The sequence below is a fragment of the Flavobacterium sp. genome, assembly GCF_035760125.1.
GTDB lineage: Bacteria > Bacteroidota > Bacteroidia > Flavobacteriales > Flavobacteriaceae > Flavobacterium.
Window position 1 is genome coordinate 1 of sequence record NZ_DASTTN010000117.1, and the last position, 14,517, is coordinate 14,517.

General features: G+C 35.9%; 6 protein-coding genes. 1 reads left to right on the forward strand and 5 read right to left on the reverse strand.

Annotated elements, in window-relative coordinates; translation table 11 throughout:
* On the forward strand, nt 1-2,587 hold a 2,587-nt coding region (locus tag VFS71_RS04680), incomplete at its 5' end, for a starch-binding protein (protein ID WP_326399668.1).
* Nucleotides 2,588-2,674: 87 nt separating this feature from the next.
* Here the strand turns inward: VFS71_RS04680 and VFS71_RS04685 are convergent.
* The 5 genes from VFS71_RS04685 to VFS71_RS04705 all read right to left on the reverse strand — a co-directional run.
* Nucleotides 2,675-4,606 carry an amino acid permease gene (locus VFS71_RS04685; protein ID WP_326399669.1) on the reverse strand — a complete coding sequence of 644 codons (1,932 nt, stop codon included), beginning with the start codon at nt 4,604-4,606 and terminating at the stop codon, nt 2,675-2,677.
* A 930-nt stretch (nt 4,607-5,536) separates the two neighbouring features.
* Nucleotides 5,537-6,019: a hypothetical protein gene (locus VFS71_RS04690; protein ID WP_326399671.1), complete on the reverse strand. Its 483-nt coding sequence runs from the start codon at nt 6,017-6,019 to the stop codon at nt 5,537-5,539.
* Between the two features lie 3 nt (nt 6,020-6,022).
* Nucleotides 6,023-10,510 (reverse strand): DUF6443 domain-containing protein, encoded by a 4,488-nt coding sequence (locus tag VFS71_RS04695; protein ID WP_326399673.1) that lies wholly within the window; start codon nt 10,508-10,510, stop codon nt 6,023-6,025.
* A gap of 12 nt (nt 10,511-10,522) precedes the next feature.
* Nucleotides 10,523-13,603, reverse strand: a complete 3,081-nt coding sequence (locus VFS71_RS04700; RefSeq protein ID WP_326399674.1) for an RHS repeat domain-containing protein — start codon at nt 13,601-13,603, stop codon at nt 10,523-10,525.
* Between the two features lie 643 nt (nt 13,604-14,246).
* Nucleotides 14,247-14,517 (reverse strand): type II secretion system F family protein (locus VFS71_RS04705; RefSeq protein ID WP_326399675.1); only part of this gene is annotated, 271 nt, incomplete at its 5' end.

The following is a 14,517-nucleotide window of genomic DNA, read 5'->3' on the forward strand; positions in this document are numbered from 1 at the left end:
AGATGTAATCGCCAGTCAATACTACGCTGAAATTGCTGGAATCTCAGAAAAATTATTAGATTATTACGTTGAAGTAACTGATAAAAAAGGAAATGTAACCAAATCTAAAATTCAGCATGTATGGGTTGGAAAAAATCTGGATGTAGCTCCAAAAGTTGCTTTTACTCCTGACACTACTAACTCGCCAACAGCTTTTGATGTAACTATTACGGCTACAGACAGCACGGATCCAAAACCAAAATTGTATTATACAACTGATGGTTCTACTCCTACTCTTTCATCGTCATTTGCTGAGTCTACAAAAACAATTAACATTGCTCAAACTACAACAGTTAAAGTTTTCGCTGTAGATAATGAAGGAAACCAATCTGAAATTATTACAAAAACGTACACGATTGGAGCAATCCCGGAATTCACGGTTTATTTTAAAAAACCATCCAATTGGAATTCTGCCGTAAAAATATACTATTGGTCACCAACAGGAACAGCTCCAGCTGTAGCATACCCAGGAGTGGCAATGACACAAGATTGCGGTGATTGGTATAAATACACTTTCCCTTCTACAGTGACTGCATCAAATTTATTATTCAATGACGGAACCCTAAAAACAGGGGATTTAACTTCAACCGCAGGTATTAAGTATTATGACTCCGCTTGGCTATCTGCCGAGCCAACCAACAGATGCCCTGTTGTTGCTCCTGATTTCACTAACTCACAAGCAGCTGGAACTTTTACAACTGGAACAACCGTAAATGTTGTTTTGACTGCTAATGAAACTACTTCAACTATTTATTACACATTAGACGGAACAACACCAACAACCGCTTCGCCTTCAGCAATTGGAAGTAAAACATTTGCCTTAACAAGTACAACAACCCTTAAGGCATTTGTCAAAAATGTGGCTGCTATTAGTTCTGCCGTTAAAACAGAAACTTATACATTTAACGCTCCAACGACATTTACAGTTTATTTTAAAAAACCATCCAATTGGAATGCTGCCGTAAAAATATACTACTGGTTACCAACAGGAACAGCTCCAGCAGTAACATACCCGGGAGTGGCAATGACACAAGATTGCGGAGATTGGTACAAATACACTTTCCCTTCAACAGTGACTGCATCCAATTTATTATTCAATGATGGAACCCTAAAAACAGGGGATTTAACAGCAACTGCAGGAATTAAATATTATGATTCCGCTTGGCTATCTGCAGAGCCAAGTAACAGATGTCCCGTTATTGCTCCTGATTTCACCAACTCTCAGGTTGGAGGAACTTTTACAACAGGAACAACCGTAAATCTAGTTTTGACTGCTAATGAAACAACTTCTACTATTTATTACACATTAGACGGAACAACACCAACAACCGCTTCGCCTTCAGCAATTGGAAGCAAAACATTCGCGTTAACAAGTACAACAACCCTTAAAGCTTTTGTAAAAAATGTAGCCGGTATTAGTTCTGCCGTTAAAACTGAAACTTATACTTTTAACGCTCCAACGACATTCACCGTTTATTTTAAAAAACCGTCCAATTGGAATGCTGCCGTAAAAATATACTACTGGTCTCCAACAGGAACTGCTCCTGCCGTAACCTATCCAGGAGTGGCAATGACCCAAGATTGTGGTGATTGGTATAAATACACTTTCCCATCAACAGTGACGGCATCAAATTTACTGTTCAATGATGGAACTCTAAAAACAGGAGATTTAACAGCAACTGCGGGAATTAAATATTATGATTCTGCTTGGCTATCTGCCGAACCAACCAACAGATGTCCTGTTATCGCTCCTGATTTCACCAACTCACAGCTAGGAGGTACTTTTACAACCGGAACAACCGTAAATGCAGTTTTGACAGCTAATGAAACAACTTCTACTATTTATTACACATTAGATGGAACAACTCCAACAACGGCTTCTCCATCTGCAATTGGAAGCAAAACATTGGCATTAACAAGCACAACAACCCTTAAGGCATTTGTCAAAAATATGACCGGTATTAGTTCAGCGGTTAAAACGGAGACTTATACTTTTAGCGCAGCAACAACTCTTACCGTTTACTTTAAGCCTCCAACAAGCTGGACATCGGCTCCTAAATTACACTATTGGAATGCTGTTCCTACAGGAAGTGTTGCCAACACAACTTGGCCTGGTGTGACGATGGTTGCCGACACAAATGGTTTTTATAAGTACACTATTACTGGTCCTACATCTGTAAATATAATTTTCAATAATGGCTCAAGTGGTTCTGCAAATCAAACACCAGATTTGCTGAACAAAACTGATGGCTACTCTTATACTTGGGGCGCAACTACTGCTAAAATGGCTGTAAAACCAGTAGTGGCTGCTGAAGAAGAAACATATCTTATTCGCTTATATCCAAATCCAGTAAATGAGACTTTGCAAATCAGTTCGACGAGTCCTATAAATAATTACACTATTATTTCCGCACAAGGAAGCATTGTTCAGGAAGGCAAACTAAATGAGAACACCATTGACGTAAGTCGTTTAAGCGTTGGACTTTATTTTATTGTCATCCGATTAGAAAACGGACAAGAAACCATGCAAAAAATCATGAAAAAATAGAACCCAACTTTATTGCGACGGGGATTTAAAACAAAAAAGCCGTTCTGAGATTATTTCAGAACGGCTTTTTATATTTTTATAAGTTTATTAAACTTCTTGAGTATTCAGTTTACTGTTTTTTCGGCTGAAGCCAAAGTAAATCACCAATCCTATAAGCAACCAAACAGTAAAGTAAATCCAGTTCCAAACGCTCAATTCTGCCATCATATACAAACAACAGATTAAACCCAAAAGCGGAATCAAAGACAAATTTTCTTTGAAGGACCAAAAAACCAATCCAACGATTACTATTAAGAAAATCCACATTGGTATTTTGTGTTTGAATAAATCAAATCCGCTTTCATATTTAATGGAATCCGAAATTGGCAATCCAGCAACTACACTAGCATACTTTGCATCATCTTCTTGATATTGACTCAACAAATGCTCCACATCCAGTTTTTCGGTAGCATTAGTTTTTCCTTCAATACTTACCAAATAATCATACACTTTTTGTGTCTCTTCCTTATTTAATGACGTAATAATAAATTCCGAATTATTAGTTTTAGTTTCATTTGTAATGAAACCCATAGTTGCTTTTTTATTGTAGGTAAAAGAAATCACTAAAGCAATGATAATCAATAATGGGAATATATATTTGGAATTAACATAAGGAGTTTTGAATTTCCCTCTTGGAATATCGGTTCTATTTTGCAATGCCAAAACACCTGCACAAACCAAAACAAAAGCAAACAATGTTCCGATACTGCATAAATCGGTAACCATCGTTAAATTCATAAACAAGGCAGGAACCGCCACAACAAAACCAACTACAATAGTGGCAAAAGAAGGTGTTTTGAACTTTGGATGTACATTAGAGAATTTTTTTGGCAACAAACCATCACGACTCATACTCATCCAGATACGCGGTTGCCCCATTTGGAAAACCAATAATACGCTCGCCATAGCAACCACGGCACTTACCGCAATAATTCCCGACATCCATTTTAAATGCAATTGATCAAATACAAAAGCCAATGGATCCCCTACATTCAAAGTATTATAACTCACCATTCCTGTTAGAACCAATGCTATGGCAATATAAAGAATTGTACAAATAATAATTGCCCACATCATTCCTCTTGGTAAATCGCGCTGTGGATCTTTACATTCCTCGGCTGTAGTCGAAATAGCATCAAATCCAATATAAGCAAAGAACACCGCTGACACTCCTTTTAAAACTCCCGAAACACCATTGGGTGCAAAAGGATTCCAGTTTGTAGTATCTACATAAAATATCCCAACGGCGATAACCAAAAGAACAATACACAATTTAACCACAACCATTATGTTACTTGCATTACGGGATTCTTTCATTCCACGATAAATCAAGGCTGTAATCAAGACAATAATTAATAATGCAGGTAAATCGGCCACAAAATGAAAAGAACCAATCATTGGCGAAGTAGTCCAGGCTGTATAAGCGTTTTGCATTCCTGAACTCAAGTTTTCAAAAGTCTTCCCACCTTCCATCAAGGCTGTAGCATCTTTGAAACCATTGGAAGCCGTTAAATAATCCATTTGTACCCATTGCGGCAAATCGATTCCGCCACTCGAGAGCAGCCCCGTAAAGTAATCACTCCATGATATGGCGACCGTTATATTCCCAACAGAATATTCCATAATCAGTGCCCAGCCAATAATCCAGGCAATTAATTCACCAAAAGCAACATAAGAATAAGTATAAGCACTTCCCGAAACAGGAACCATTGAAGCAAATTCAGCATAGGCAAAAGCTGCAAAACTACAGGCAACAGCTGTAAACAGAAACAAGAAAATTACAGCTGGTCCTCCGTCAAAACTAGCTTTTCCTATAGTGCTAAAAATACCGGCCCCAACAATTGCGGCAATTCCAAAAGCGGTTAAATCTTTGGCTGTCAAATGCTTTCCTAACGCTTCATGCCCCTCCAAATTATTTTTTTCGACCTGCTTTAAAATATCTTGAACCGTTTTTTTTCTAAAAAGCCCTTTTAATGCCATGTTGTAAATTTTACCGTTAAAAATTAATATTTTGTATTTTTTGCTATAATTTTTTAATAAAAAAGAAAAAAATAGTAAAGGCCAAATATAAAAAACATATTCATTCTTTAAAGTTATGATTCTGATTTTTTATAATATTGGGATATTAAAACAACATTTCTCTTTTTATCCTTAAAAAAAGTCAAATATACATTCAAAAAATACATTTAAACAAAATATAATTCAATTTTTATTTAAATAAATTTAAAACATAAAAACATCAAATTGGAAGTTGATATTGTAATAGTGAATTGGACATATGGTATCGAAAATGTAAATTCAATTGTTAGAGACTTTTTGATCACTACTGATGTTGATATAAGGCATCTAATTGCTCAGAGAGACATTCCATTTTCAAATTCAAAAATCGAAGCATTCAATAAAATAATCAAACATTAATTTTTATTACCTAGAAATTTAGATAACAGAAAAAAACTAACAACCGCTTTATCAGAAGATGTTTTGAATTATAATACAATTCGTCCTCAATTTTCTTTACAAGGTAATACTCCAAAAGAAACTTTTTATGGCAAACCAATTGCTGTCAGCAATTACAAAACTCATTTTGCAGAGCAAAAAAAACAGAGAATAGTAGTAAATCAACAAAATAAATGTAAAACTTATAACTACTAAAAGCCTTTCAACCAGATTTAATCCAGTGATATGCTTTTTTATAAATAGAATTCAAGTTCTTTCTTAACTCATTAGTTTTCAAAAGAGTCCCTTACAAGGAACTCTTTTTTGTAAAAGCATTATGTGAATAGCACTGGGACGTTTTATTATAAAGGAATTGTGATATTAGCAGAGTATAAACACAAAAGCCACTCCTTAATGAAGTGGCTTTTCAAGTTTGTCAAAAAATGACATTTGAAAAAGTTAAAAAATTTTTTTTTAACTTTTTCTCACTCTTAACATTTGACCATTTGATGATTCTACCTCAAAAGTATAATTCTTAGTCTTTGAAAGTGGTTCAATCTTGTTTTTATATTTTCCTTTTTCAAGATTATATAAGCGAAGTATATTATATGTGTCCTGTAGCCAAATTTTATTATATTCAATTACAAAATCACAATAATTTAATTTACCATTAACATAATTATTTTGATAATACTTTAAATAGAAGCTTTTAGTGTGATCTGAAATCAATTTTTCATAATCCGCTTGACTCATTGATAATGTGCCAGGATAATATGTTGCAAAAATTTTATCATCTGAATTTTCAGAACCAATTAAAAACGTAATACTTACATTCGCATTTAATACTTCACCATCAACTACTAATATAAAACTTATAGTTTTATTTTTTTCCTGTGCCATCGTTATATTAGTAAAACATAATAAACAAATACATAGAATCAAATTCAGATTTTTCATAAACTAGTTTTTTAAAATATTTTCTATTGCCCGTTTTTCTAACTCAACCCTAGGAGTTGAATTACCTCCATTATATATAGCAGCACCATTAGCTCTATGTGGAATGTTTACAGAGCCATCAGGATTAGCTGTTGCACTAGTTACTGTACCTAAAGGACCAACAATAATATTTGTATTATATTGAGAAAAAGTTGTGTGGTCTGTAGATGACGGAGTACTTGCGGACTGAGGATAAATTTGATTACCTACTTGTTGAACCGTTGTTGGATGTGCGTGTATAGTAGCTTCTACATCTGCAGGTGTACCTCCTATAGGTAATTTAGGTAGCGTACTAGGTGCAGTTTGAACATTATTGACAATCGTTGGCACAGGACCCGTTTCGCCCCTAATAGCAGTTCCTCCATTCGTAACAATAGAACTCTCCTCTTTTAAACCACCTCCTTTTATATGACGGTCTAAAACATTAAGACTTTCTTTAAGTACTGCATCACTCGGCAAAGTTACTCCTGATTTCACATTATTTAAATCAATATTACCCTCTGTTTTAGCTATTTCTTTAGCTTCTTTTTTATCAGTAACTACCATTTTAACTCCATTATCTACTCCGTCTGTCCCTATTTTTTTCCCTTTTAAATTAAATAAATCTGTAAAAGGTTCCATTCCATCAGGATCGGTAAATATTATTGGATTATCAAAAGCATATGAGTATGGCGACCATCTACGCATCTTTTCTGCTAACGGATCTATCTGCCAAAAATGAGGTGCAGCAGGATCGTAAATTCTTGCTTGATAATCATAAACATTAAGCCCCAGCTCATCCTGCAATTCTTTCCCGTTGTACTTATACTTCTGTGCAGTAGCATTCCCTTTTCCGATAGCAAAACCAATATTATATCCTTTTTGCTTCAATCCAAATGGATAATAATTGTTCTCCTCCACTATTTCACTGGTATCAACTGCTCCGTCATTGCTTCTGTCTGCATAACTCAACCTCACATTACCCAAATGGTCTTTGTACTGGTAAATGTATGAAAAAATTCCAGCATTATTGGCAACATAACCCTCCGGCTGGGAGAAAAACTGCAACAGATTATTTTCATAAACAAATCCTCCCGTGTAATCGGTGGTGATACCGCTTACTTTCTTTTGTTGTTTTACTCCCGCGGCATCATACACATAATCTATTGTACCGGAAAGAAACGTTATTTTTGTGGGTAAGTTTAAATGGTTGTAGGCAATAGCCGTTATCCCCTTATTGGTATCAGATGTCATATTGCCGTTACCGTTAACATTATTACTATCATAGCCATAATCATCCACAGTGTCAGCAGTTGTGTTTATGGCATCGTCTTTAAATCCATATTGGTCAACAGCAGCCACGTCAGTAACTTTCATCAACCTATTGCCTTTATCATAATAATAAAAAAGTTCATCCATAACGCCAAAATGAGACAAAGTATTTATATCCGGAACTATAGGAGATCCAACTACTTCACCCAGCCTTTTTAGATAGGTGATATTACCATTTTTATCATAGTTTATTGTTTCGTTAAACTTATTTAAATTATCAGTTGCCTGTGTCAATCGGTTTAAGGCATCATAAGTATAATTATAGTACTTTAAACTCTTATCCGTATTGTCTGTTTTCCATTGTGTCTGGCTGATATTACCGTTATATAATGGAGTAGCCCCTGTGGCTGCGCCATTATAATTAATACCGAAAGCAAACAAATCGGTTCCAATGGCATTAACATTATTTATTCCTTTCAACCATCCACGGATATTATAGGTATAATCAACGGTTTGCAGGCGCGATGTATTACTTACAGCTCCTCCCACACCTTTGGTGATTAATTGTCCCAAATTGTCGTATGCTTTATTGGCAATAAATTCTTGGACCTGCGCATTTATTTTTTGCTTTTGGGTCAGCAGCCTGCCCACATGATCGTAGGTAAAGTTATCCACAATGGTGATTGGAGTCGTAGCCCCTTTTTGATGTGTTGCGGTAGTCTCCACAGTTTTTCCCGTAAAATCAAGATTGCTTTTTACAGTGGCGGTGATATCCAAAAAATTATTCCTATTGTAATTGCAAATAGTTCTTCCCTTAACATCATAATAGGTTACATTGGTAATCCATTTCACCGGACTTGAATCCAACACCCGCAATTTTGTGCCCGTAGTTAATCCTTTTAGGTTGGTTATCGGAGTGATTCCGTAAGACACAGCGTTGGCGGCGGTACTTCCATCCAAATCAAAATTGTAATCATCGTAATAATTGATTGTAAAAACATTGATATCAGTCGCATTTGGAAATGCCGTATTGCTGTAATAAATGTTTGTTCCGTTAATTGCCGTTAGGGCCTGCCTGGTTTCAATTTTAATCGTGGCTGCATCAGCCAAAGCTTGAACTTCTGCTCTTTTTAACTTGACGGTATTGGTATAATCCCCCGTATAAACAGGTCGTCCTAAAAAGTCATATTTGGTAAACAACCATTTATTGGCTGTTCTTAGATTTCCATCCTGCGTAAGGATAGGTCTGTCCGCTTTGTCATAAATGATGTATTCCCAAGCCTTACCCGGTAATTTTTTTTCCACTAATCGGTTGTATTTGTCATATCGGTACTGATAGGCTAAATCATCCAAAATGGTTGTGTTCAAAGCCGTAAGAACTTTTGATGTATTGTTTAACGGCAGCGTAACTATTAAAGGAGTAGAATTAAAGTTAGTGGAAGTTTTTCCTGTAATACTTGTAAATTTCAATTTTCCTCCCGCTATGCTGGCTCTAAAATCTCCGTTGGAAATTGTGCCTATAGTCATATCAGGCAAAGCACAAGGAGAAGTGGGTATATACACGCTGCCATTTAACATTGATGCATTGTAGCTCCCTCCAAAATTAACCGTAAGCACATTGTTTGCAATAGTTACGGTAACGGAACCGCCTCCCCCCGTTTGAGAAAACAAACTTTGATCGAAAGATGTAGTACTAAGGTTGGCATATCCTGTAGTTGTGGAGCACGGTACAATATCTAATAATTTTTTTCTGTTTACCAAAGGGGGAAGTACATAGGTAAGATTTCCAAAATCATCATATACGTATTGTGTATCGTGCGCTATCCCACCATTAAAAGTTCTCTTAAGGACAAGACGGCCTTCCTTGTCTTTAAACTCCTGGGTTGTTTTATTGTTCCCATCAGCTGTTTTCCAATTCTCATCCTTTGTTATGGTTTTATACAATCTGCCAATTTCGTAGTTGGAATCATAAAGCAGAGTAGGTACTGTTTCTGCTGCAGCATTCACCACAAAACCTACTTTATATAATCTGACAGTATCTGTTGCCGTATTAACCAGATAATCGAATTTAACGGTGTGATTGTTTGACAAGGACCAATCGTTGCCGGGTGCAGCTTGCTGCAAAATCCTGTTCAAAGGGGATGCTTCAAACTTTTTTTCAGAAAACGGATTAGGTTTAGCACTATTAATATCAGCAGCGAAGTTCGATATGTAATAGTTATTGGTATTCACAAGCGCATTACTCCTATAGGAACCCAACGTTCCGATAGTTTCCATATAGGGAAGATAATCCCTTTTTTGTCTTCCGATAGAATCATAGGCAATATGGGTAACGATATCCAGCGACGAAGGGGATGCTTTGATGGCTATATTCTGCTTTGGTCTCCCTAAGCCGTCTATATAAGTTATGCTTTCTGACTTGATTTCCAGATTCGAAGTAAAACTCAAACTCCCGGCCGAAGGCAAGGCAGGAATGGCTACACTGGCATAATATACTAACCAGTTATTTTCAATTTTTGCCCTATACGCCGTTTCTAATCCGTTAAAATCTTTTATAATACCCAGTTCCATGTTGGCAATACTCACCCCCACAGGAAGCGCCACGATGTTTCCCAACTTCAGATTGCAGGTTGATGACCAGCTTGCCCCAACATTTAGACTGACAACACCGTTACTCACCGCCAGCGTACTGCTGCCTCCGCCTCCGCCTCCGCCAACACAACTGTAGGGATTACTGGCCGACACATTAAAACTCACTCCCGGAGCCCCGCCGGCTATTGGCGCCGATAGGGTTGTAGTTGTTCCACTTAGAAAAAATGGGGAATAAAAAATTAAATTGTTATTTTCAATTTTTGCAAAATACCCGGTCTGGACACCCGAAGCAAGTATAGGCCCCAATTCTATTTTGGGCAAAACAGGCGTAACCGCCAAGGCCTTTATTGTTCCCAATTTCATCGCTGTTTGGGACCAAGATCCACTAAAACTGACTGTTAAAATATTATTGGTGATGGTTATCGAACCACCGCCTCCACCTCCTCCGGAGTAAATTAAATCGGTTAGTGCTAAACTTTGTGAATAATTAGCGTAGGTTCCCTTGAATTGGTTTAAATAGGTTGTTGATTTTATGTAATTTTCGGTTTGGGTTTGACTAAATACTAAAATTGGAAATAGTGACAACAATAATAAGGTTAATTTTTTCATTTTTATATCCAATTAGTTTTTATAGTGATATTCATTTTTACTCAATAAATTGCCATCTGCATCTTTCACAAATTCCAATCTTCCAAAAAGATCATAGGTATAATACATCGTATATCCTTTGGGATCTGTCACACTCGTGATCCCAACATTTGGATCATAAGTATAGGTAGTGATCATATCATTAGGAAATGTCACCCTTAATTTATTGAGCTCAGTTCTTAGATTTGCCTCTGAAACGGCGTCTTTGTCTAAATTGGAAAGATTTTGTAAAGTCGTGGCATAACTACTAAAAAAAGCATAAGTAGTTGATTTTGATTTTATTTCCGCAATGGGATATTGTTTATTATAGCCCCACACCATTACCGTCCTAAAATCATCATTTGTTTTTATAAATTCAAGAGGATTTCCCTTCTCGTCATAAAATAAAAACTGTAATTCACTCTCTAACGCGTTAGTTCCTTTGGATGAAGAAATTATGGAAGGCATCGTTGGTCCCGCAGAAAAGACATTAAATTCTTTTTTAGCGGAGCTAATGGTGTTTACATCTTTTGTGGTTTTCGTCTCAATTAATTCCTGCAGTCGGTTAGCGGTATAAAGATTTGATAATGGAACACTTGAACCATTTAATTGACTGGAGTATTTTTTGGTTTCAGCTACTATGCTTCCACTAGCATCAGTACGTGATATTTGTGTTGGCAAATCATTAATATTATTAGAAGTATATGTATAATCTTCAGTATTTACCAAAGTCTGTCCGCCAAAATATTCTGTTATTGTTTTCTTTTTTAGCAGATATGATTTAGAGGTTAAATCATAAAAACGATAAAACAATATATCCCCTGTGTAGGGAGGTGTTATACTCGTGCCTGTTGTATTTAACCAACAATTACTTTTACTGAATACTACTCCCGGTACCCGTCTTGAATCTGTGTTTTCCTGATATTCGTATATTTCACTTTTTAAAAGAGTATTATTGGCATCATACCACTTTTCGTAAGTGGGTTTTCCATACAAGCTGTTTTCTTCGGGGATCGTAGGATATTTATCTACAGCACTTAAATAACTGGGCCTATTAAAGCCATATTCCTTCCTCCCTTTTGGCACATTATTTTCCAAATTGGTTACCGATACATAACCATAAATGGGAGATGCATAATTTGCGACTTGCGTAGATAAGATAGGTGCCGAAGATAATACAATAAAAGGATTATAGGTTGTACCAGTATTGGGTGGGACAAAGGAAGAATTTGCCTGCATATATTTGGTATTATTATAATATCCGAATGGAGCATATGCGGGGTCAGAAGTAGGGATTGCTGTTTCGCAATAGCTAACGTATGTATTTTCAGCAATGACCGTAACATCCGCAATTTGCCCCAGATCCCTAAAACTATGGTCATTGCTAATATTTAGCAATGTACCTTGGTCATAAGCATATTTATTTTCGATCAGAGTGTTAGTATTGATATCCTTAATCGAAACTTTATCCAAACGCAACCCCGCATTATAACCGTATTCAAATGAATGTGTTCCCCCCGTTGGATATTGCACGGTTCGTAGCATAAATGCTTTTGCTAAATTAGTATTAGAACTTCTGTCGGCCGGCAAATTACATGTTGATAACAATCTAACATTTCCAAGCGCACCATTATAATATCCCCAATTATCCCTTGCAAATGAAAGTCTTCTGGGAAGGGTTAAAGATGTCGACTCATCATAATAAGTGAAAACATAAGGAGGCAAAGCTTCGCTATTTATATTTTTTTCGGAGATACTATTTAGACGCAACCGTTTGTAATCATTACTCGTCCCATAAGTAGTCAAGTAAGAAGAAATTTGATTACTTGAAATAAAATAGGAATAATTGAGATCGAATTTCTTCACTATTTTATTGTGCCACTTATCCAAAATTTCAATTTGGTCAATCACATTGGCATTATCATAAGTCTCGCTTGTCAACACATCGTATTTGTCTACATCCTCCCTATTGGCGGTTCCTTTAAAGGAAATTTTTATTTTACTCGAATTAATCTCGCTCAATACATAGGTTTTTACGCCAGCTATACCAATATTTGATTGAAGTGAAAGCATTGTCAACTTAGCATCTTTGAAGCAAGGGTCATAATTGGTTTCTGCTCTAGCATAAAATTCATCTGTTGTATATTTGTACGAATAATTGTGCTGGCTATAGGTAAAGGTTACCTCCTCCTTAGTCACGGGGTTGTAAATTCTGGTTAAGAACCAGCCCGTTACTTCTTCTTTTCTATCAGTTACAGGTTCCGTATTATAAATGAAGTTAAAATTAATTTCTCTAAGGTTGTTTTGTCCAAAGTAATATTGAATACCATCAGGAGTTGTGAGTACCCATTCTTTTATAATTCTTCTGATGTCTGCCCTATTTGGGTATAGAGAATCCGTACTAAAAACCTTGCTAATTTTTATATCATCCCTTTTTGGAAAAAAAACAGGAGCCCCATCACCCGAATATAATCCATTTTGAAACATAAACTTCCCGGAGTAACCATTGAAGTTAAAATAAAATACGTCTGGTTCTAAATCTTCAGAGGTCGCACCTCCATTATACTTATTATAACCCCTAATCCCAAAGTACTCACAACCGTAGTCAGTTCCCTTACCTGCAGCAACTCTTAATGTTCCAATATCGGGAATACTGGCCGCACCAATCAGTACCGACATATCATCAAAATCAGTTTTTCGTTTTGGACGTGCGCTTTCGTCCATAATACCTCGTACAACTCTGGTAATGGATCCTCCGGCTGTAAGATTCCAGCCCAAGCCATAGGAAGAGGCTACTTCATCTACTTTAATCCCCCCTGCCCCATAATTATAATTGACCGGGACTGTTATGCCGGGCTCACTAATCGTGTAAATTGGTACAGTTACGTCTGGTCTTCCACCTGAAATATTTATTGGAGCATCAGTATACTTTATCATACTGAACGCGGTTGGGGAAGGTAATGTCAATTGCGGGGCAACAGTCGAAATGGTTGACTGGGCAACGGTAATCATCGATTGTGTCAAATAAAAAAAACACAATAGAAGTTTAATGGGGGTTTTTAAATTGATTTTCATTTTGGTTAATTATTTATTAAGATATTTTTTTCATTTTCTTGAAAAAATGCAATATTATCAAAACATTTTTGTTTTTTAACAAAAAATTAATAATTTTTTTAAAATTTTTCCTAACAAATTTACAACACATAGAAGATCAGCTTATTAAAATTAACTATATTAACATTGCTGCAATCTTATTTCATAAGTAGTTCATTCACATATGTCTTAATCGAGTACTGATACCTATAAAATTTGTAAAATTTCGCAGCTGGTAGCATTCACTTTTAAATCCTTTTTCTTCATTCTATTTCTTTTACGAATTATTAAAACAAAAAGGATAAGCAATATTGCAAATCTTTTACCACTTTAACTTTCAGGGATTTTTTTCTTTTTTTGAACACATTAGAGGTATAAACCAATGGTACCAATTATTCTTAAACATTACCAAATATGCAGGATTTTGTTAACTTGATCAGATTCTGTCAATATGCAGTGCTTTTAGACTGAATCGAGTTGGATTCTGTTCAAGCTCAACGCTTTTAAGCCGAAGTGGATTCTAATGACTATTACTATTTATAAAAAAATATTTCTTAAAAATTATGCTCTGAAGTCACGCCCGAAAAAACAAATTGGTTACTATTCTTTACTTTTCAACAATTCCTTACCCAATTGCACTACTAAGTTGAAACATTGGCAAATACATGGCAACCAACAAAACAGCGACAAGAACTCCTACAAAGAGAATAATCAAAGGTTCCAAAACAGTAGTCATAATTTTGGACTGTTGAACTACTTCTTGATTGTATTGTTCGCTTAGTTGCTTAAAAACATATTCCGTTTGGTTGGTTTCTTCCGCTACTTTAACCAAAGAAATGATTCTGTTATCAAACAAAGGGTTTTCTCTTAGACTTACACTCAAACTATTCCCTTTA

Coding starts and splice junctions, on each gene's coding strand:
- VFS71_RS04695 (WP_326399673.1), bottom strand. CDS start 10,510: ATGAAAAAATTAACCTTATTATTGTTGTCACTATTTCCAATTTTAGTA.
- VFS71_RS04700 (WP_326399674.1), bottom strand. CDS start 13,603: ATGAAAATCAATTTAAAAACCCCCATTAAACTTCTATTGTGTTTTTTT.
- VFS71_RS04690 (WP_326399671.1), bottom strand. CDS start 6,019: ATGAAAAATCTGAATTTGATTCTATGTATTTGTTTATTATGTTTTACT.
- VFS71_RS04685 (WP_326399669.1), bottom strand. CDS start 4,606: ATGGCATTAAAAGGGCTTTTTAGAAAAAAAACGGTTCAAGATATTTTA.